This window comes from Ammonifex thiophilus (assembly GCF_003368535.1).
In the GTDB taxonomy this organism is placed as follows: domain Bacteria; phylum Bacillota; class Desulfotomaculia; order Desulfotomaculales; family Ammonificaceae; genus Ammonifex; species Ammonifex thiophilus.
This window is the reverse complement of record NZ_QSLN01000081.1, coordinates 1-292: the sequence shown is the minus strand read 5'-3', so window position 1 is coordinate 292 and position 292 is coordinate 1. Positions and strand designations below refer to the sequence as shown.

The window sequence follows — 292 nt, the reverse complement described above, 5'->3', positions numbered from 1 at the left end:
GGCATCGAGCACTTTCGCCGGATGGCTCCTTTTGCTCAAGAAGGCTGAGACCAGCACGCTGGTGTCAATTACCGCCCGCACTTCCGCACTTCCTCTATTTCCCTCAGCACGTCTTCCTCAGTAAGCCTGGCTTCTTCTCCCCGCTGTCGCATCTCGTCCAGCGCAATTTTGAGTTCCAGCTGTTTTGCTCTCTCGGCCAGCCGCTTTAGCTCCTCGTAACGGGAGTACCCAATCAAAACGCCCCTGGGCTTCGAACGCAACGCGATGATCCACACTTCCCCGCCCTCGGCCC

1 protein-coding gene is annotated in these 292 nt (G+C 58.2%); it reads right to left on the bottom strand.

All coding sequences use genetic code 11. The features are described from left to right. Nucleotides 1-68 precede the first annotated feature (68 nt). A partial coding sequence (locus DXX99_RS11155) for a type II toxin-antitoxin system prevent-host-death family antitoxin (RefSeq protein WP_115793511.1) occupies nucleotides 69-292 on the bottom strand: 224 nt, incomplete at its 5' end.